The organism is Pseudonocardia ammonioxydans (assembly GCF_900115005.1).
In the GTDB taxonomy this organism is placed as follows: Bacteria; Actinomycetota; Actinomycetes; order Mycobacteriales; family Pseudonocardiaceae; genus Pseudonocardia; species Pseudonocardia ammonioxydans.
Genome location: NZ_FOUY01000030.1, coordinates 1 through 18,034, shown reverse-complemented (window position 1 = coordinate 18,034; position 18,034 = coordinate 1). Strand labels below are relative to the sequence as shown.

Annotated in this window: 17 protein-coding genes; 9 read left to right on the top strand and 8 right to left on the bottom strand. The window is 73.6% G+C overall.

The features are described 5' to 3' along the window. Nucleotides 1-5: 5 nt before the first annotated feature. Complete coding sequence (locus BM093_RS24215; RefSeq protein WP_425439198.1) at nucleotides 6-860, bottom strand: DUF3097 family protein; 855 nt, start codon at nucleotides 858-860, stop codon at nucleotides 6-8. A 146-nt stretch (nucleotides 861-1,006) separates the two neighbouring features. On the opposite strand from BM093_RS24215, the gene BM093_RS24210 reads away from it, so the two are divergent. After that, the gene (locus BM093_RS24210; protein ID WP_093350033.1) at nucleotides 1,007-1,813 is read left to right on the top strand and encodes a hypothetical protein; all 807 of its coding nucleotides are present in this window, start codon (nucleotides 1,007-1,009) and stop codon (nucleotides 1,811-1,813) included. A gap of 11 nt (nucleotides 1,814-1,824) precedes the next feature. Here the strand turns inward: BM093_RS24210 and BM093_RS24205 are convergent, their stop codons facing one another. After that, a complete protein-coding gene (locus BM093_RS24205) occupies nucleotides 1,825-2,718 on the bottom strand; it encodes a LysR family transcriptional regulator (protein ID WP_093350029.1) in 894 nt (297 codons plus the stop codon). A 71-nt stretch (nucleotides 2,719-2,789) separates the two neighbouring features. On the opposite strand from BM093_RS24205, the gene BM093_RS24200 reads away from it, so the two are divergent. Together BM093_RS24200 and BM093_RS24195 are read left to right on the top strand one after the other, a co-directional pair. Further along, on the top strand, nucleotides 2,790-4,064 hold the full coding sequence (locus tag BM093_RS24200; RefSeq protein WP_093350024.1) for an FAD-binding oxidoreductase: 1,275 nt from the start codon (nucleotides 2,790-2,792) through the stop codon (nucleotides 4,062-4,064). Nucleotides 4,065-4,158: 94 nt separating this feature from the next. After that, nucleotides 4,159-5,046 carry an alpha/beta fold hydrolase gene (locus tag BM093_RS24195; RefSeq protein WP_218162912.1) on the top strand — a complete coding sequence of 296 codons (888 nt, stop codon included), beginning with the start codon at nucleotides 4,159-4,161 and terminating at the stop codon, nucleotides 5,044-5,046. Here BM093_RS24195 and BM093_RS24190 read toward each other — a convergent pair. The 3 genes from BM093_RS24190 to BM093_RS24180 all read right to left on the bottom strand — a co-directional run bounded on the left by BM093_RS24190 (nucleotide 5,009) and on the right by BM093_RS24180 (nucleotide 7,114). Then, a complete protein-coding gene (locus tag BM093_RS24190; RefSeq protein WP_093350020.1) occupies nucleotides 5,009-6,040 on the bottom strand; it encodes an SRPBCC family protein in 1,032 nt (343 codons plus the stop codon). The two genes, BM093_RS24195 and BM093_RS24190, sit on opposite strands and share 38 nt — an antisense overlap. 85 nt (nucleotides 6,041-6,125) lie before the next feature. Continuing rightward, the gene (locus BM093_RS24185) at nucleotides 6,126-6,458 is read right to left on the bottom strand and encodes an ArsR/SmtB family transcription factor (RefSeq protein WP_093350015.1); all 333 of its coding nucleotides are present in this window, start codon (nucleotides 6,456-6,458) and stop codon (nucleotides 6,126-6,128) included. Nucleotides 6,459-6,520: 62 nt separating this feature from the next. Then, nucleotides 6,521-7,114 (bottom strand): TetR/AcrR family transcriptional regulator, encoded by a 594-nt coding sequence (locus BM093_RS24180; RefSeq protein ID WP_245773758.1) that lies wholly within the window; start codon nucleotides 7,112-7,114, stop codon nucleotides 6,521-6,523. Nucleotides 7,115-7,225: 111 nt separating this feature from the next. On the opposite strand from BM093_RS24180, the gene BM093_RS24175 reads away from it, so the two are divergent. From BM093_RS24175 to BM093_RS24160, 4 genes are all read left to right on the top strand, one after another. Continuing rightward, the gene (locus tag BM093_RS24175) at nucleotides 7,226-8,047 is read left to right on the top strand and encodes an SDR family NAD(P)-dependent oxidoreductase (RefSeq protein WP_093350006.1); all 822 of its coding nucleotides are present in this window, start codon (nucleotides 7,226-7,228) and stop codon (nucleotides 8,045-8,047) included. A 127-nt stretch (nucleotides 8,048-8,174) separates the two neighbouring features. Beyond that, nucleotides 8,175-8,912 (top strand): GAF and ANTAR domain-containing protein, encoded by a 738-nt coding sequence (locus tag BM093_RS24170; protein WP_093350001.1) that lies wholly within the window; start codon nucleotides 8,175-8,177, stop codon nucleotides 8,910-8,912. A gap of 660 nt (nucleotides 8,913-9,572) precedes the next feature. Next, on the top strand, nucleotides 9,573-13,646 hold the full coding sequence (locus BM093_RS24165) for a Pls/PosA family non-ribosomal peptide synthetase (RefSeq protein ID WP_177238675.1): 4,074 nt from the start codon (nucleotides 9,573-9,575) through the stop codon (nucleotides 13,644-13,646). Then, nucleotides 13,643-14,584, top strand: a complete 942-nt coding sequence (locus tag BM093_RS24160) for a TauD/TfdA family dioxygenase (RefSeq protein WP_093349991.1) — start codon at nucleotides 13,643-13,645, stop codon at nucleotides 14,582-14,584. Before BM093_RS24165 ends, BM093_RS24160 begins: the two co-directional genes overlap by 4 nt. 55 nt (nucleotides 14,585-14,639) lie before the next feature. Here BM093_RS24160 and BM093_RS37985 read toward each other — a convergent pair whose 3' ends face one another. Both BM093_RS37985 and BM093_RS36140 read right to left on the bottom strand, forming a co-directional pair. Then, nucleotides 14,640-14,765, bottom strand: a complete 126-nt coding sequence (locus BM093_RS37985; protein ID WP_281248727.1) for a hypothetical protein — start codon at nucleotides 14,763-14,765, stop codon at nucleotides 14,640-14,642. A gap of 31 nt (nucleotides 14,766-14,796) precedes the next feature. Continuing rightward, nucleotides 14,797-15,387, bottom strand: a complete 591-nt coding sequence (locus tag BM093_RS36140; RefSeq protein ID WP_177238674.1) for an STAS domain-containing protein — start codon at nucleotides 15,385-15,387, stop codon at nucleotides 14,797-14,799. Between the two features lie 596 nt (nucleotides 15,388-15,983). Here BM093_RS36140 and BM093_RS24150 point away from each other — a divergent pair. Together BM093_RS24150 and BM093_RS24145 are read left to right on the top strand one after the other, a co-directional pair. Next, entirely contained in the window at nucleotides 15,984-16,232 is a 249-nt protein-coding gene (locus tag BM093_RS24150; RefSeq protein WP_093349983.1) for a hypothetical protein, read from the top strand. Nucleotides 16,233-16,382: 150 nt separating this feature from the next. Beyond that, a complete protein-coding gene (locus BM093_RS24145) occupies nucleotides 16,383-17,063 on the top strand; it encodes a helix-turn-helix transcriptional regulator (protein WP_093350217.1) in 681 nt (226 codons plus the stop codon). 429 nt (nucleotides 17,064-17,492) lie between these two features. Here the strand turns inward: BM093_RS24145 and BM093_RS36135 are convergent, their stop codons facing one another. Then, nucleotides 17,493-17,792 (bottom strand): hypothetical protein, encoded by a 300-nt coding sequence (locus BM093_RS36135; protein ID WP_177238673.1) that lies wholly within the window; start codon nucleotides 17,790-17,792, stop codon nucleotides 17,493-17,495. Between the last annotated feature and the right edge of the window lie 242 nt (nucleotides 17,793-18,034).

The window sequence follows — 18,034 nt, the reverse complement described above, 5'->3', positions numbered from 1 at the left end:
GGGTTTCAGGCACCGCCGTCCGGTTCCTCCAGCGCCGTCACGAAGTCGATCAACCGCTCGACCGCGCCGATCATGGGCGCCTCCAGGTCGCGGTAGTTGCGCACCGCGCCGAGCACCCGCCGCGCGCCGTCGGCGGGCTCGCCCCAGCCGAGCGCGTCGCAGATGCCGGTCTTCCAGTCGGTCCCGCGCGGGATCGACGGCCAGGCCTCGATGCCGACCACCGACGGCTTCACCGCCTGCCACACGTCGACGTAGGGATGGCCGGTGACCAGCACGTGGTGCTGGGCCTGCCGGGTGGCGCGGTAGGCCTCGCGGGCCTGGCGGGTCTCCTTGGTGCCGTCGACGAGGTGGTCGACCAGGATGCCGAGCCGGCGGTGCGGGCCCGGGTCGAACTCGCGCACGGCCGCGGCCAGGTCGTCGACGCCGTGCAGCGGTTCGACGACGACGCCCTCCACCCGCAGGTCGTGGCCCCACACCCGCTCGAGCAGGGCGGCGTCGTGCAGGCCCTCCACCCAGATCCGCGCGGCGCGCGCCGTGCGGGCCCGCTGGTTCGCCACCTGCACCGAACCGGACGCGGAGAAGGTCCGCCCGGCCGGCTTCGCCTGCGGCCGGACCAGCGTGGCCGGCGCGCCCTCGTACAGGAACGCGGCGGGGCGCAGCGGGAAGATCCGCCGTCCGCCGAACCGGTCCTCGAGGGTCACCTCGGAGCCGGTGACCGCCACGACCGCGCCGCAGAACCCGCTCGCGGGGTCCTCCGCGACGAGCCCCGGCTCGGCCGGGACCTCGCGCACCGCCGAGGGGCGTGCGGCCCGGGTGCCGCCTGCGTCGAACATGCCCCGGTAGTCGTGGGTCCGGCTCATGGTTCCCGAGTATCGCCCCGGGCGCCCGCGGTGACCGGGGCACGACACGCCCACCCGGTCGTGGTCACACGCCGCTGACCGCTGCGTACGCAGCGTCACCCACGTGCGGGGTGTGCGCGGCCCGACCGGTCGTTAGCCTGTCCGCCGTGTCCAGTGCCTCCGCGACGCTCGCCGTGTGGGCCTCGGCCTGGCTGGCCGGGGTCGCCGCCCCCGACGACGTGCTCGATGCGCTCGCGCCGTGGTCGGAGGCGCACGACGTGCTGGCCGACGACGACGGGACCGCCGCGCTCACCGAGCTGCCCGGACCCGGGTCCGCGCCGACCTCGACGGCGATGCTGCTGGCCGCCGTGCGCCGCGCCGCGCCCCGCGGACACGCCCGGGTGGTGCTGCCGGCGGCCGGGGACGTCCGCGGGCTGCCCGGCCCGGGCCGGTTCTCCCGGGAGGCGACGACGGCCGGTGAGGGCGTGCTCTTCCCCGAGGCCGGGTTCGGTGTCGTGCCGTCCCCGATCGCCGACGGCGTCGTCCGCTGGACCGTGCACGCCGTGCCCGAGCCCGGCCCGGTGCCCGAGTACGTGCCGCTGAACGACGCCGAGCGGGAGCTGCGGGCGCAGGTGCGCAACGCCGCCGCGGCCCTGACGGACCTGAACGTGGCCCGGCACCGGCCCGGGGTGCGCGAGGAGATCGCCGCCTCGCTGCGCAGCCGGCCGCGGGCGCTGTGGCCGGACGGCATGCCGCCGCAGGCACTGCGGGTGCTGCAGCAGGCCGACGAGGTCGACGCGATCCTGGCCGCCGCGGCCGGGGACGAGCCGGGCGGCGCGCTGTCGGCGTCGGCCGCGGTGGCCCGCTCGGACGCGTTGCGCCCGATCGCCACCGCGGTGCGGGTGGCCCGGCGGGCGGCGGTCGCCGAGGCGGTGCGGGTGCTGGTGTCGGTGCGCAGCGAACACCGGAACTAGACGGACGGCTGCTACCGGGCGTCCGGCAGGAGCCGTTCCAGCAGTGCCCGGGCGGCCGGCCCGCCGGGGCCGCCGGAGCGCCACACCAGGTGCAGCCGGGTCCGCACCGGCGGGTCCAGCGGGACCGCGACCGGCGGCCGGTCGAGCGTTTGCACCGCCGGGGCGGACAACGCGGGTTCGGGGACCACGGCCACGCCGGCACCGCGGGCGGCCAGGCGCAGCAGCAGGTTCATCGCGCCGCTCTCGAACGCCACCCGGGCGGTCAGGCCGTGCGCGGCGAGGGCGGTGTCCAGCGCGGCCCGCAGCCCGTGCCCGCGGGGCAGGCAGATCAGCGGCCGCCGGACCAGCTCGGCCGGGGCGAGCGCGGCCCGCCCGGCCAGCTCGTCGTCGGCGGCGACGGCCGCGACCAGCGGCGACTCGAGCAGCACCCGGCCGTCGAGCCCGTCGGGCGGGGCATCGGGGAACCCGGCGACGGCGAGGTCGAGCCGGCCGGCACGCAGCCGGGCGACCAGCTCGTCGGCCGTGCCCTCCCCCAGCTCGACATCGACGCCCGGGTGCGCGGCGGCGAAGTCCCCGACCGGGTCGGCGAGCACCGTGTCCGGCAGCGACGTGGACATCCCGACCGCGACCCGCCCGCGCAACAGCCCGGCGAGCTCGGCGACGACGTCACGGACGTCCTGCACCGCGGCGAGGGCCGCACGGGCGGAGGGCAGCACCGCCCGTCCCGCCTCGGTGGGCACGACCGCCCGGGGCCCCCGCTCGAGCAGCGGGACCCCCAGCTCGCGCTCCAGCTGCCGCAGCTGCGCGCTCACGCCGGGCTGCGCGACGTGCAGCTTCTCGGCGGCCGCGGTGATCGTGCCCTCGTCGACCACGGTCACGAGGTAGCGCAGGTGTCGCAGTTCCATAACCACGGATGCTAGCGATCAGATGATCCAGCTCTTCGACTTCTGGACGGGCTCGGCGCAGGCTCGGTGTCATGACAACGACACAGCACACCAGCACGACCGACAGTCCCCTGCTCCGCGCGCTCACGGCCCGGGTCCCGGTGGCCGGCGACGGTCCGGCGGCGAGCTTCCAGACCGGCCTGACCCACACGCCCGACGCGACCGTCGTCCCGGGCGGTGTCGCCGACGTCGTCGCCGCCGTGGAGATCGCCGCCCGGCACGACGCCCCGCTGACCGTGCACGCCACCGGGCACGGTCTGAGCGTCCCCGCCGCGGGCGGTGTCCTGCTGGACCTGGCGGGGCTCGCCGGTGTCGAGATCGACGCCGGGTCGCGCACGGCCCGGGTCGGGGCGGGCGCGAGCTGGGCCCGCGTCATCGCGGCGGCGGCACCGCACGGGCTGCGCCCGCCGAGCGGCAGCGCCCCCTCGGTCGGTGTCGCCGGGTACCTGTTCGGTGGTGGGCTCGGGCTCGCCGTCCGGTCCGACGGCTGGGCGGCCGACCACGTGCGCTCGTTCGAGCTGGTCGACGCCGACGGCACGGTGCGGACCGTCGACGCGAGCACCGACGGGGCACGGTTCGCCCGGCTGCGGGGCACCGGGCCGGAGCCGGGCGAGGTCGTCACCGCGGTGACGATCGGCCTGCTCCCGGCCGGTCCGCTCACCGGCGGCGGGCTGGTGCGGGTGCTGGGCCCGGCCGACGAGCCGGGCGATCCGGCGCCGCTGCACGAGTGGGTGTCCTGGACCGCGGACCTGCCGACCGAGATCACCTCGGGGATGTCCGTGGTGCCCTACCCCGACCTGCCGTTCCTGCCGCCGCACCTGCGTGGGCGGCGCGTGCTGCGGGTCGGCGTCACGGTCACCGGGACACCCGAGCGGGCCGATGCACTGCTGGCGCCGCTGCGTACCGCCGTCCGGTGGGACGACGACACCGTCGCGCCCCTCGACCCGCGCGACACGGCCCGGGTGTACGCCGAACCGGAGATGCCGCACGCCTACCTGGGCAACGGCGTGCTCGTCGACACCCCGGCACCGGCCGGGCTGGACCGGGTCGCGACCCGGACCGGGCCGATGACCGTCACCGGGTTCCGGCACCTCGGCGGCGCGGCCGGGCGGGCGGGATCGGTGCCCGACACCGTCCGCGGCCGCGACGCCGGCTACCTGGTGAGCGCGCTGGCACCGTTCGGCGCCGACACGGTGCCCGCCGGTGACGCCCGGCGCGAGGTCGACCACGTCCTCGACGGCCTCGCACCCCGGGTCGCGGCGCAGCGGTCGCACCCGGCCTTCCGCTTCGGCCCCGCCCGCGGCTGACGCGACCCGTCACGTGCACCGATGAGTCCGGCCGCTCCGCCCGGTCGGCCCCGGCAGAGGTCCGTGCGCGGCGGGCCGGGAGGAGGGCGGACTCGTGCCGACGGGCGAGCGCGTGATCAGGATCAATGGGGCGGCGAGCTGCGTGGCGGTGCAGGGCGGCACCGACGACGCGGCCGTGCTGCTGGTCGGGTCGTCGATGCCGAGCTGGCCCGAGGAGCTGTGCGAGCGCCTCGTGGCCGGTGGACGCCGGGTGATCCGGTACGACGCCCGCGACACCGGCCGCTCGGAGTCGTACCCGCCGGGCGAGCCCGGGTACTCCCTCGCCGACCTCGTCGATGACGCCGTCGGCGTGCTCGACGCGACCGGGACCGGCTCGGCGCACGTCGTCGGGATGTCGGTCGGCGGCTGGATCGCCCAGCTGCTCGCCCTCGACCATCCGGACCGGGTCGCGACGCTGACGCTCGTCGCCGCCCGGCCGAACACCCCCGGCCCGGTCGACGCCGACCTCCCCGAACACGACGAGGCGCTCATGCAGGTGCTCCGGACGACCCCGGACCCGGACTGGTCCGACCCGCGGGCCGTCATCGAGTACCTCGTGCTGCTGGCCAGGACGTTCGCCGGGGCGGGCACGTTCGACGAGGCCGCCGCCCGTCGGCACGCCGAGGCCGAGGTCGACCGCACCGCCGACGTGCGGTGCGCGACGAGCAACATCGCCTTCGCCGACCACGGCCCGCGCCGCCGCGAGCAGCTCGGGCAGATCAGCGCCCCCACGCTCGTGGTGCACGGGGTGCAGGACCCGTTCTTCCCGATCGGCAACGGCGAGGCGCTCGCCGCCGAGATCCCGGGCGCCCGCCTCGTGCGGCTCGACGGCGTCGGGCACCGGCTCCCGGCCCACGCCGTCCCCATCGTCGCCGACGAGCTCCTCGCCCACACCGCGCCGAGACTCAGTCCCCCGTCGGGCCGGTCGGCTGCAGTCCGATGAGGCGGCGCGCGTACCCGGCGGCCGGCGCCGCGGTGCGGCCCTCCGCCGGGGACCGGGTCGCGCCGTTGAGGGTGGCGAACAGGACCTCGAGGTGGGCCTGCCAGGCGGCGAGCGCGGTCGCGCACAGCCCGCCGAGGCCGGCGGGCACGGTCTGGGTGAGGACCAGGCGGCAGCCGATCGGCTCCTGCTCGCGCAGCGCGAACCGGACCGTGCCCACGGGCACGCCGTCGTGGCACCAGCCGTAGGCGAGGGCGTGCGGCGGCTCGACGGCGGTGATCGCGCCCGCCTCCAGGTGCTCGTGCGTGCAGCTCCCCGGCACCCGTTCGGCCCGGGGGCCGGCGTCGCCGGTCAGGCAGGACCACACCTGCGGCACGGACTGGATCAGGTCGCGCTCGAACCGCAGGAGGTACCCGTCGGCCGTGGTCGTCGCCGTGCCCTCACCGAGGCCGAACCGGTCGACGTAGTGCTCGGCGTGGGCGAGGAACCAGGCCGGTGTCGGCTGCGGCACCGGCTGCCCGTCCAACCTCGCGGTGAGCGCGTCGAGGCACCCGTCCCAGCCCGGTGCGTTGCGGGCCACCGACGGCAGGTCACCCACGGTCCCGGTTCCGCTCAGGGTCACGGTGAACACGAGCAGGCAGCCCGCGCCGCGCGGGAGCAGCTCCAGCCGGTAGAGCTCGTCGGTCCACCGGAACGCGTAGACCCGCGGCGGATCGAGCTCGAGGATCTCCCCGTCGGCGTAGGGCGCGGCATCGGGCCCCTCCGCGACATCGGGCCCCTCCACGCCACCGGCAGCGGCCTCGCCGGCGGGGGGCTCACCGAAGTCGAACCGCATCCGGGCCCCGATCCGCAGCTCGGTGCTGACCGCGGCCGGGAACCAGTGCGACATCTCGCCGGGGTCGGTCACGGCGTGCCACACCTTCTGCGGCGGGTGGGCCAGTTCCCGCTCGAACCGGAGCACCGGCCGGCCGTCGACGATGTCCAGATCCGCGTTCATACCGGTCTCCTGTTCATGCCGTGCTCCTTATTCATGCGGTGCTGCCGGCTCATGCGGTGCTGCTCGGTCATGCGGTGCTGCTCGGTCATCCGGGGTCCCGCCCGGGCGGTGCGTCCGGCATCGCGTCGAGGCGTCGTTCCAGGGCGTCCAGCCGCGACTCCCAGAACCAGCGGTAGGGCGCGAGCCAGGCGGCCACCTCGGCCAGCGGTGCGGCGTGCAGCCGGTACCAGCGGCGCTGGGCGTCCCGCCGCACCTGCACCAGTCCCGCCTCGCGCAGCACCCTGAGGTGCTTCGACACGGTCGGCTGGGCCAGCCCCAGCTCGTCGACCAGCTCCCCGACCTGGCGCTCCCGCGCACGCAGGAGATCGAGGATCTCCCGGCGCCGGGGTTCGGCCAGCACCTCGAACGTAGATGCCACGGCGGGAATATAGCTGGTGGGGAATGTAGCTGTCGAGGCCGGCGACCGGTTCGCGCCGCCGGTCAGGGCGCGAAGGCGCGGAGGGTGAGATCCACGAGCGCGTCGGCGTAGTCGTCGGTCAGCGGCCCGGAACGGCGCAGCCAGCGCTGCTGCAGCGGCGCGTAGAGCACCTCCAGCACCAGGTCGAGATCGGCGTCGGGACGCAGCTGCCCGGCCCGCTGCGCACTGCGCAGCCGCTCCTTCTTGGCCTCGTCGACCGGCCCCGCCAGGCGCTCGCGGTACATCGCGGCGAGGTCGGGGTCGGCGGCGATCTCGATCGTCAGCGCCCGCAACGGCGCCTCGAACACCGGATCGGCGAACTCGGCCACGGTCGCCCGCATCACGGCCCGGAGATCGGCGGCGAGCTCGCCGGTGTCGGGCAGCCGCACCCCCTGCTCCCCCTCGCTCAGCGCGAGGATCGAGTCGAGGATGACCGCTCCCTTGGACGGCCACCAGCGGTAGATCGTCTGCTTGCCGACGCCGGCCCGGGCGGCGATGGCCTCGATCGTCACCCTGGCGTAGCCGAGCTCGGGGACGAGCTCGCGCGCGGCGGTGAGGACGGCCTGCCGGGAACGTTCGCTGCGCCGGGCGGCGTTCGGCTTCGCGGTGCGGGACACGCCCGCCAGCCTAAACGAGACGAGACGCATCGTCTTGACAGTGTCGCGTCGGCAGTGAACACTCGTCGTCAACGAGACGGTCCGTCTCGTCTCTACCCCGAAGGAGCGCGCATGACGACCGCCCGCGTCTGGTTCATCACCGGTGCCTCGCGAGGCCTGGGCCGGGCCTTCGCCGAGGCGGCACTCGGCACCGGGGACCGGGTGGTGGCGGCCGCCCGCGACCTCGGCCCGCTCGACGACCTGGCCGCGGCCCACCCCGACGACCTCGTCCGGCTGGAGCTGGACGTGACCGACCGCGCGGCCGTGCAGGTCGTCGTGGACCGGGCCGCGGCCGCGTTCGGCCGGCTCGACATCGTGGTCAACAACGCCGGCACGATGCTGCTCGGCATGGTCGAGGAGGCGACCGAGGAGCAGATCCGCGCCCAGTTCGACGTCAACTTCTTCGGCGCCGTATGGGTGTCCCAGGCCGTCGTGCCGCACCTGCGGGCGCAGGGGCACGGGCACATCCTGCAGGTCACCACGATGGGCACCGGTGGTGGCGTCGCCTCCACCGGGTTCTACGCGGCAAGCAAGAGCGCGCTCGACTCCGTGAGCCAGGCACTGGCGATGGAGATGGCGCCGTTCGGCATCGCGGTGACCATCGTGCAGCCCGGCGGCTACGACACCGACCTGTTCACCCGCGGCATCACGACCACGGCGCCGCTCCCGGAGTACGAGCCGCTGCGCACCCGGATGGCCGAGATGTGGGGCGACGACGCAGGGCCCGACCCGAGCACCGCCGCCCCGGTGGTGCTGGAGCTGACCCGCCTGACCGAGCCACCGCTGCGGCTGATCGTCGGCGGCGCCTCCTACGACCTGGTCCAGCAGATGGATCAGGCCCGCACCGAGGAGTACCGGACGTGGGAGCACCTGAGCCGCCAGGCCCCGGGCTGACCGGCCGCACGTCCGGAGCAGCGGGCACGCAGTCGGCGCATGCGCCGGCTGCGTGCGGGTCCTACTCTCGTGTTCCCCACATCGACCCTGACGCGCTGTCCGGGCGTCACCCGACCCGGGAGGGCGCATGGACACGCAGTCGGGGTGGCCACCGAACCGGACCGGCGAGCTGGCCGAGGTCTTCGTCGAGTGCGCCGACACCCTGGTGGCCGGATTCGACCTGGTGGAGTTCCTGCTCCGGCTCTGCGACCGCTGCGTGCGACTGCTGGAGGTCGACGCGGTGGGGCTGCTGCTGGCCGACCCGCAGGGCCGGCTGCAGGTGATGGCGGCCAGCACCCACGAGGCCCGCCAGCTCGAGCTGTACCAGCTACAGGCCGGGGAGGGCCCCTGCCTGGAGTGCCACCGCTCCGGCACCATGATGCTGATCGACGACGTGGCCGAGCACGTCGACCGGTGGCCCCGGTTCAGCCCGGCGTGCCGGCAGGCCGGGTTCGCCGCGGTCCACGCGTTGCCGATGCGCTACGGCGACCGCGCGATCGGGGCGATGAACCTGCTCGGGCGGAGCCCGGGGCGACTCGGACCGGACTCGGCACGGATCGCCCAGGCGTTGACCGACGTCGCCACGATCGGGCTCCTGCAGCACCGCGAACGCCTCGGCCAGGCCACAGTGATCGAACAGCTGCAGACCGCACTGGGCAGCCGGGTGGTCATCGAACAGGCCAAGGGGATCGTCGTGGAACGGTTCGGGCTCGACCCGGAGCGGGCGTTCCGGCTGCTGCGCGGGCACGCCCGCGACCACAACCACCGCCTCACCGAGCTCGCCCGTGCCGTGGTCGCCGGCCGTGACGACCTGCCCCGCCCCTGACGGCCCGACCGCCGGCTCCCGACACCGCTCGTCCCGATCCGCCCGCGGACCGCGACACCGAGCGGTCGGCGCGGCGACACCACCCGCGAAACGGTCAGGAACGGACGGTCCGGGCGAAATCCTCCCCCGGATCGGGACGAGCACATCAGCAAACGACGAGTTCGGTCCGGACAACGACTGCGCGATTCGGATGTGCAGACCACCGGAGAATGTCACGAACGCCCGCGCACCACACCCCTCCGCCCACTACGGAGCGATTTCGGATCTCCGCACCCGACCGGTCGACAATCCTCAGAACGGACGACGACGACAGCGGCGACCGGCCCGGGTCGACAGGTATGATCCTGCGCCGCAAGATGTTCGCCACCACAGGTCATTCAGGACATACCGCCCTGTTAACCGCCCCCTGGCTTTACTGCTGATCATTTTACCGTCCCCTTGCCCGACGCGTGCGGATTTCCCGTAACACGCCGGAATCCCCGCACGAGTTCGGTGCCGCCCCCGTGAATTCAGAGTGAAATGGTCGCGATCCCAGGAGGTCCGGTCGTGGACACAGCGAATCCGACAAACAGAACATGCGCTCCACCCGCCGGTTCTCCCCTGACGATGTGGCCACAGCCCAGTACGACGACCGGTGCCGCCCGCGCCGGGGACGATGACGTGGCCGCAGGCCCCGGCCCGGAGCCACCCGCCTCCGGTCGTGTCCTGATCGACCACCGCGTGTCGCAGGGCCGACGTGCCCGCGCGGCCGAGCGGCTGGAGTCGCTGTTCGAGGCACAGTGCGACCGGCTGGTCCGGTTCGGCGGCGCCGACCACCCGGCCGTGGACTCGGCGGACGGAGTCCTGTCCTATCCGGAGCTGGATGCCGCGGCGAACCGGCTGGCCCGCGTCCTCCGGCTGCACCACGCCGGGTCCGGGCACCGGGTCGCACTCCTGCTCGACCGTCCGGCCGATCTCTGTACCGCGATGCTCGCGGTGGCCAAGATCGGTGCCACCTACGTTCCGCTGGACGTCCGCCTCGCGCCCGAGCAGGTGCGCGCCGTCGTCGACGATGCGGGCGCCACCCTGGTGCTCACCACCTCGTCGATCGCGGGTGACTTCCCGGGGCTCGACTCCCGGGCCGGGACGGCCGTGCTCGCACTCGATCTCGCCGCCCGGACGGTCGCCGAGCAGAGTCCGCGACGGCTGCCGGCCGTCGAGCACGGGGCGCCGGGCGCGGTCGCCTACATCGTGTACCTCGTGGACGACGACGGGCGGCCGTGCGGGGTCGCGATCGACCACGGTGCCGTCTGCAACGTCGCCCGTGTCACGGTCGAGATGTACGGCATCGGACCTCGGGACCGGGTGTACCAGGGACAGTCACCGGCGTCGGACCTGCTGGTCGAGCAGACCTGGGTGCCCTGGGTGGCCGGGGCGACGGTGGTCGCACCGCCGGACGCGGCGGCCCTGGACGACGCGGCCCTGGGCGGCTTCCTGCGCGAACGGGGTGTCACCGTGCTGCGCAGCGACCCCGCGACCCTGGCCGTGCTCGACGAGCGACATCTCCCCGTCCGGTTGGTGTTGTCCGCGGCATCGTGCCCCGCCGACGTGATCGAGCGATGGCACCGTCCCGGGCGGCGGCTGATCGGGACCTACGGTGCACCCGAGGCGACCGTCATCACCACCTGGACCGAACTGGACCCCGGACGACCGTCGTCGCTGGGGGTCCCGTTGCCGACCGCCGGCATCGTCGTCCTGGACCTCGGGGACCCGTCGACGGTCCTGCCGCGCGGTGAGACCGGTGAGATCGGCATCGTCGGGGCCGGACTGGCCCGCGGCTATCTCGGCCGCGACGACCTGGAGCAGGAGGCGTTCGTCCCGGCTCCGCCGGGCCTTCCCGCGAACCCGTCGAACCGGATCTTCCGCACCGGTGACCTGGGCCGGATCACGCCCGACGGGAGTGTCGAGTACCGGGGCAGGATCCAGGACGGGGCGACCTCCGCCGCGCCGACGACCGTGATCCCGGTGCCGGACGACGGTGCGGGGCGGCAGGCGCAGGACGTGCTCGAGGAACGATTCACCGAGGTCCTGGCCGAGGTGCTCGGGCTCGACGGCGTCCCGGCGCAGGCGAACGTGTTCGAGCTCGGTGCGGACTCGCTGACGATGGCGAAGTTCTGTGCACGGGTCCGCACCGACCCGGTGCTCCCGACCCTGTCGATCCCACAGATCTACCGGCATCCGACCCTGGCGGGCCTGGCGGCGGCGGTGGCCCCCGCGCCCGACCGGTCCGCGCCGACGACGACCGGGCTGCTGGAACGGCTGCGGACGGTCCTGGCCGCGGTGGTCGAGCAGGAGGTCGCGGACGAGGCGCACTTCTTCGACGACCTGGGCGCCGATTCCCTCACCATGGCGAAGTTCTGCGCCCGCCTGCGCACGGACCCGGCGCTGCCGACCCCGGCGATCCAGGACCTCTACGCCCATCCGACCCTCGCGCTCCTGGCCTCCGCGCTGGCGCCCACCGGTCCCCCGACGACAGGCGGCCCGCCGGAGGAACCCGCCGTCGTCGTCGAGCGCCGTGGGCCGCCGGTCCGCCGGGTGGGCACCGCCGGCTACGTGCTGTGCGGGCTGCTCCAGGTCGGCTTCGTGCTGGGCTGGACCTACCTGATGGCCCTGCCGCTGTTCTGGGGGTACGAGTGGATGGTCGTGTCGGCGACCCTGCTCGAGCTCTACGACCGGGCCGTGATCGTCGGTGCGGGCGTGTTCGTGTTCCTGTGTCTGTTCCCGATCGTGGTGAAGTGGCTGTTGATCGGCCGGTGGACGCCCCGCTCCATCCGGGTCTGGAGCATCGGCTACGTCCGGTTCTGGATCGTCCGCACGATCGTGGGCCTGAGCCCGCTGGTGCTGTTCCGCGGCTCGCCGCTGTACCTGTTCCACCTGCGCGCGCTCGGCGCCCGGATCGGTCGTGACTCGGTGGTGTTCACCCGGTCCGTTCCGGTGTGTACCGACCTGCTGTCCATCGGTGAGCGCTCGGTCGTCCGCAAGGATGCGATGCTGACCGGCTACCGGGCCCGGGACGGGCTCATCGACATCGGGCCGGTCACCCTGGGGGACGACGTGTTCGTCGGGGAGGCCACGATCCTCGATCTCGACACCCGCATCGGCGACGGCGGCCAGCTCGGACACAGTTCCGCGCTGCTCAGCGGGCAGGCCGTCCCGGCAGGCGAGCGCTGGCACGGTTCTCCCGCCCGGCCCGCCGCGGCGGACTACTGCACCGTCCCACCCGCCCGCTGCGGTCGTGCCCGGAAGATCCTCTATTCGATGTGGCAGCTGGCGCTGCTGCTGGGGATCGGCGCCCCGCTCTCGTTCGGCGGCCTCACCCTGCTCCTGCGCGAGGTCCCGCAGCTGCGGGCGCTGCTGTTCCCCGGACCACTGGCGTTCGTGCACTGGTACTTCTACGCCGAGATCGCCGGGCTCGCCCTCGTCCTGATCGCCGGCTTCCTGCTCCTGGCCTTCGTCCTCATCGCGACCGTCCCGCGGTTGCTCGCCCGCGCGGTGCGCCCGGGCCGGGTCCACCCGCTCTACGGTGTGCACTACTTCCTCCACGGAACCGTCGCGGCGATGACCAACAACGCGGCGTTCATCCGCTTGTTCGGTGACAGCTCGGCGATCCCGCACTACCTGCGGGCGGTGGGCTACGACCTGACACCGTTGGTGCAGACGGGCAACAACTTCGGCCTGGGCGTCAAGCACGAGAACCCGTACCTGGCCGCGGTCGGTTCGGGCACCGTCGTCGCCGACGAGCTGTCGATCGTCAACGCGGAGTTCTCCCACACCTCGTTCCGCGTGACGCCGGCCCGGATCGGGGAACGCAACTTCCTCGGCAACCGGATCACCTACCCGTCACAGGGCAGGACCGGGGACAACTGCCTGCTCGGTACCAAGGTCATGGTCCCCGTCGACGGACCGGTCCGAGCGGACACCGGCCTGCTCGGCTCACCGAGCTTCGAGATCCCCCGCACCGTCGCCCGCGACACCCGACTGGCGTTCGGCAGCGACGCCCTGCACCGGGCCCTGCGCGGCAAGAACCGGCACAACCTGCTCACCATGCTCCTGCACCTGGGGGTTCGCTGGCTCTACCTGAGCGGGGTCATGATGCTGATCCCGGCGATGGCGGTCTTCGAGGTGACGCTGGGCGCGTTGGAGATCGCCATCGTGCAGGTTCTGATCATCGTCTTCACCGTGCTGTGGTTCGCTCTGGTGGACAAGGCCGTTCGACCCCTGCAGCTCCGGGTCCCGAGCGGATGCTCGATCTACGAACCGGAGTTCTGGGGGCACGAGCGGTTCTGGAAGGTGCCCGCACCGGCACACATGGCGCTGTTCAACGGGACCCCGCTCAAGGGCCCGGTCTACCGGCTCAACGGGGTCCGGGTCGGGGCCCGGCTCTACGACGGCGGCTGCGTCATCGTCGAGCGGTCGTTCGTGTCCCTCGGCGACGACTGCATGCTCAACGAGCGCAGCATCATCCAGAGCCACTCCCAGGAGGACAGCGTCTTCAAGTCCGACGACATCGTCATCGGATCCAGGGTCAGCGTCGGCACCGGGGCGTTCGTGTTCTACGGCATCACCGTCGGCGACGACGCCGCGATCGAAGCCGACTCGTTCGTCATGAAGGGCGAGGAGGTCCCCGAAGGCGCGACGTGGGGCGGCAACCCCGCGCGGGACCTGCCCGTCAGGTCCGTCCCGGCCCCGGCATGAGCACCCTGGAACGCCACGCCGGTGCCCCGGCGCTGCTCCGCGTCGATCCCGAGGACCCGTTGCGCTGGGCCCACGAAGAACGGCGGACCGTGCGGACGGCGGCGGTCGGGTACGGGGCGGTACTGGTCCGTGGCCTGGGCCTGTACGACCCGATCCTGGCCGGCGACGTCATCCGGATGCTCGCCGACGAGCTGATGCCCGAGCGGGAGGCCTTCGCCCCACGGGGGTCCTACACCGACCGTGTCTACTCCGCCACCCGCTGGCCCCCGGGGCTGCCCCTGTGCCCGCACCACGAGTTGTCCTACCGCGACCGGTTCCCCGGCCTGATGATGTTCGTCTGTCTGACCCCACCCGTCCTCGGCGGGGCCACGGTGCTCGTCGACTCCTCGACCGTGCTCGAGGCGCTGCCGGCGAGCCTGGTGTCACGGTGCGCGCGGGACGGATGGCTCCTGGTGCGGACCTACAACGGTGACATCGGCCCGTCCTGGTCGGACGCCTTCGGCACCGGCGACCGGCACGGTGTCGAGGACTACTGCCGCGCACACGCCATCGACGTCGAGTGGTGCCCCGGCGGCCGGCTCCGCACCCGGCAACGCCGCCGGGCCGTGGTCCGCCACCCGACGACAGGTGCCCGCTGCTGGTTCAACGAGATCGCGCACTACAGCGAATGGAGCCTGGGCCCCGAGGCGCACGCCGAGCTGTGCGACATGCTGGGGCCCGAGGGGCTCCCCGTCACCACGTGTTTCGGCGACGGCACCCCCATCGGGTGGGATCTCGTGTCCCGGATCCGGCAGGCGTACGCCGACAACACCATCCGTGAGCCCTGGCAGAGCGGGGACCTGCTCGTCGTCGACAACATTCGCACGGCCCACGGCCGCGACCCCTATGAGGGGCCGCGCGAGGTGCTCGTCGCCCTGGCCGACCCGACGCGGGCCTGATGCCCTGCCCGCTCCGACCGCCCCACCGGCGGCGGGAGCGCAGGCACGGCGGCTCTCAGCCCGGGAGACCACCGAGGCCGAGGACGGTGAGCACGGCCAGAACGATCAGCCCCGGCTCGACGACCCATCCGAAGCTCTCGATCAGGACCGGGTACGAGGGCGGCAGCTCTTGCATCGACACACCGGCGTCCTCGCCGGAACAGTGCCCAGGGTTACGTCCCGCCGGCCCCACGACTGCCCGTCCCCGGTGGTGTGTGGCCGTCACGGCCGGTGGCCGGTGGCGACCGCCCCGGCCTCGGCGAGCCGGTGACGGCCGCACCTCTCTCGCCCGCACGCGGGGCCTCGGCCGTCACGTCGAGCAGGGCGGCCGGGGTGGGCACGGATGCGGGAGCGATGCTGCCCGGCCCGGCACCCTCCGCGGCGGCGGCGTCCGGAACGGCGTAGTCCGAGGCGGGCCCGTCCGCGGCGGCGTAGTCCGGGACGGCGTAGTCCGAGGCGGGCCCGTCCGAGGCCGTGTCGTCCGGGGCGATGGCGGCCGGGGCCAGACCACGGACCTGCAGCATTCCGCGCCGGACCGCGAGTCGGCGCTGGGTGCCTCCGAGCAGGCCCGGCAGGGCGGGATGGAAGCGTTGCACCGCCCGCGCGTCGAGCACCAGATGGCGGGTGGTCCCCGCCAGGAACGCGTCGATGTGCTCGCGCAGGCGATCGACCGCGGCGGCATCGAGCTCGCCGCGCAGCACGATCAGCCCCTCTCCCGGAGTATCGAGGATCGAGCCGATGAAGCAGGTGGTCCGCTCGCCCACCTGTCCCGATGCTCCCGTGAACCGGTTGTCCATCCGGCAGGCCTCCCCGGCATGTGCGCCAACAGTGATCGTGGGTCACCGGGGACTGGAGTGACATCCGAGCAGCACCAGGCTAAGTGATCCACATCACCGGCGTCGAGCCCTCGGGCGATCCCGATCCGGCCGACCGGTCGGCGTGACCGGCGTACGGCCGGAGGCGATCAGGTCGCGCCACCTGGTGGATCACCGACGGCATGGTCCGTTCGGCGGTCGACGGAGCCGCACCCGGGTGTGTACCAGTGTGGGACCGCTCCAGACCCCGGCGGGCGTCGATTCCTGTCACTCGATGCCCGGGGTCCGGCTTCAGCGGGCGCCCCGGGTGGGGAGGGGACGTTCGTGTCCCGAGCACCTGTACCGGCAGTGCCCCGACCCCGGAGCCACCGACCTCGGAGCCGGCGTCCTCGGAGCAATCGTCCTCGAGACCGCTCCACCCGATGCAGTGCCGGCCCGGCCCTCCCCGGAGCGCGCCCGGCTGTCGCGCAGCGTCGCCGCGCGTCGGTGGACCGCTCCCCCGATCGTCATCCCGTGTCACCTACGCAGATGCCGGAGGATCCCCGTTGACCCCATCTGTCCGCGACCACACCGCCGGTCACCTCGAGGACATCTCGATCCAGATCAGCGTGGTCCTCGACCCGCTCGCGGTCCGCTGCGCCGGATGGCCGGTCGAGCAGATCCGGCCGCTGATCGCACACGCCTGGCGCCGCGAGTTCGGGTCCGAGCTCAGCGAGACGGCCGTGTCCGACACCGCACTCGCACTGCGTGACCGGCGGCCGTGGTGCGAAGCGTTGTGGACGACCGGCTGGTGAGAGGCCGACGTGCCCGACCACCGGACCCGATTCCGCCCCGCCGCGCCTGCGGTCCACCTGCGGGCCGCACACACCGCTCCACCACCGACGTCGGGCACCGGCCGTGCACCCGACCGGCCGGCCCGTGCCCGCGGAGAGGTCCCGCCGCCCGTGCGGCGGGCTGCCGCGCCGATCCGGGTCGTCGATGACCACCAGCTGGTGGCCTCCTCACTGGCGGCCGGCCTGCGCGCGGCCGGTTACCACGACACCCGCCATCTCCCGATCCGTTCGATCCCGGAACTGCTCGCCACCATCGGATGGATCGTCCGGACCGGACTGGTGCTGCTCGATCTCGAACTCGGCCACGATCACACGGGTGGCCGGATCGACGGTGTCGCACTGGTGGCGCCGCTGCGGGACGCCGGTTGGCGCGTGCTGGCGTTGAGCGACAACACCGCACCCGAGCGGATCGGCGCCGCCCTGGCCGCCGGCGCCGCCGGCGCGGTCCCCAAAGCCGCCCCCTTCGCCACTCTGCTGACCGCCCTGCGCAATACCCTCGCCGACCGACCGGTCGTTCCCGAGGCGCAACGCCGAGAGCTGATCGAACACCACCGGCGTCACCGGCGCGACCACCGCGACCTGCACGAAGCCGTCGCCGCTCTCACCGTCCGGGAACGCGAGATCCTCGAACACATGGCCGCCGGCCGCCGCGCACAGGCCATCGCCGAGACCTATGTCGTGTCGGTGGCCACCGTGCGCACCCAGATCCGGGGCGTGCTCACCAAGCTCGGGGTGAACTCCCAGCTCGAGGCCGTCGCCCTCTACTCCCGGCAGCACCGTTCCGGGCCGTGATCGTCACGCTCTACGGTGACGACGGGCTGGTGGCTCGCACGAGGGAGGTGTCCCCCGGTGGGTCGGGCGGGCGTCTGCTCCGAACTCGTCTCCTGGCACGAACCCCGGACAAGGGTCGGACGCCGCTCGGTGGACGGGCGGCGTCCGACAGCTCGAGCCCGCGGTGACCATGCGTGCGCAGGTCGCCATGTAGACCGGTCTCGGCCTCGGCAACCGCGGTTCGGCCGTCGAGGCAGACCCATGGCAGACAGCCTCGTCGCGGCGTGCGCCGCGTGGGTGCCGTGACTCGGGCTGGGGTCCGCTGCACGGGAGGCGGGATCTTCTCCTCCGATCCGGCCCTGGCCGGGCACCGGGCCCGTGGCAATGGTTCTACTCCGCCCGTCTGCGCCTGACAACACTTCCGGTGGGCTCCGTAGTGGGCGGGTGGGCTCAGATCTGCGGGAGCTCACGAGGTTCCGGACGTTCGCTGTGGAGCGAACGCTCGGCAGCGGCGAACTGCTCGGCCCGCTCGGCCGAGTGTGTGAACCCATCGGCAAGTCCCCACAGACGCTCGCGCTCGGCACCGCATCGTTGGCCTGCCAGCGACCGGAACGTGTCGGCCGCCCGCCGGCGTGCCGCCGCTACACCGGTCATCGTCGCCGCGATCGTGCCGGCCTGGTCCACTGCTCTGGCCGACGCGACGATCGCCGAGTTCACTGCACTACCTAACCATCGCATGCTCAGACCCACTCACGACCGCGTCCGCGACGCTCCCGCCACACCAGTTCCTCGGCTGCCCGGCCGTGTCGAGGACACACCTTCGGCGCGAAGGCGCCTCCGGATCCTCGCCGCGGTCCGGACGCCGACTGCGACCTACGCCCTACCAGTTCGCGGAGTGAGCAATGCTTGAGACCTGTGGATGACCGGGGAGGGGTCGTACCCTCCCGGTGATCTTGACGGTCCTCAAGCAAGGCCGGCGCGCCAACGCCGGC

Bases quoted from the DNA above. Each gene is read 5' to 3' on its own strand.
- BM093_RS24205 (WP_093350029.1), bottom strand. From the start codon at position 2,718: ATGGAACTGCGACACCTGCGCTACCTCGTGACCGTGGTCGACGAGGGC.
- BM093_RS24200 (WP_093350024.1), top strand. From the start codon at position 2,790: ATGACAACGACACAGCACACCAGCACGACCGACAGTCCCCTGCTCCGC.
- BM093_RS24170 (WP_093350001.1), top strand. From the start codon at position 8,175: ATGGACACGCAGTCGGGGTGGCCACCGAACCGGACCGGCGAGCTGGCC.
- BM093_RS24215 (WP_425439198.1), bottom strand. From the start codon at position 860: ATGAGCCGGACCCACGACTACCGGGGCATGTTCGACGCAGGCGGCACC.
- BM093_RS24160 (WP_093349991.1), top strand. From the start codon at position 13,643: ATGAGCACCCTGGAACGCCACGCCGGTGCCCCGGCGCTGCTCCGCGTC.
- BM093_RS24190 (WP_093350020.1), bottom strand. From the start codon at position 6,040: ATGAACGCGGATCTGGACATCGTCGACGGCCGGCCGGTGCTCCGGTTC.
- BM093_RS24175 (WP_093350006.1), top strand. From the start codon at position 7,226: ATGACGACCGCCCGCGTCTGGTTCATCACCGGTGCCTCGCGAGGCCTG.